This window comes from Actinomadura logoneensis (genome assembly GCF_003428695.1).
In the GTDB taxonomy this organism is placed as follows: domain Bacteria; phylum Actinomycetota; class Actinomycetes; order Streptosporangiales; family Streptosporangiaceae; genus Spirillospora; species Spirillospora logoneensis.
In genome coordinates this window covers 1-697 of record NZ_QURH01000382.1, presented here as the reverse complement: position 1 = coordinate 697, position 697 = coordinate 1, and the positions used below count along the sequence as shown (strand labels likewise).

At 79.9% G+C, this 697-nt stretch carries 1 pseudogene; it reads left to right on the top strand.

Going from position 1 to position 697, the window contains the following annotated elements:
• Positions 1 to 697 (top strand): annotated as a pseudogene (locus DZF91_RS40045) (AAA family ATPase); the annotation flags it as partial.

Sequence of the window (697 nt, the reverse complement as noted above, 5' to 3'; positions counted from 1 at the left end):
GAGCTCCCGGGCGAGCGGGCCCGCGCCGACGACCTCGACCGCCGGCTCGCCGCCGCGCAGCGCCGCGACCACCTCGACGGGCTGATCGAGCGGGCCGAGGACGCGCACCGCGCCGCCGTCGACACCGCGCAGAACGCCCGCGACCGCCACCAGGACCTGCAGCAGGCGCGGCTCGCCGGGATGGCCGCCGTGCTCGCCGCCGAGCTGCTGCCCGGCGAGCCCTGCCGGGTCTGCGGCGCGACCGAGCATCCCGCGCCCGCCGCCGCGAGCGCCGACATCCCGGACGAGGACGCCGTCGAGCGCGCCCGCGAGGAGTTCGAGGCCGCCCAGCACCGTCGCGAGCAGGCCGCGCGGTACCTGGACGGGCTGCGCGTCGAGCGCGACGCGAAGCTGGAGATCGCGGGGGAGGAGCCCGCCGCCGACATCGCCGCCGAACGGGACGCGGCGCTGGTCCGCGTGGCCGAGCTGGACTCCGCCGCCGCCGAGGTCGACCGGCTGGACGCCGAGCTGCGCCGCGCCGAGGCCGAGGGGGAGGAGAAGCGCGCCGAGGCCGAGCGGGTCGCCGCCTCCCTCCAGTCGTCCGACGCGCACGACGCCGCGCTCGCCGACGAGCACGCCCGGCACAGCGCCGACCTCGCCGCGGCCTGCGGCGACGACCCGTCGCTGGAGGCGCGCGTCGACCGGCTCGACCGGGAGG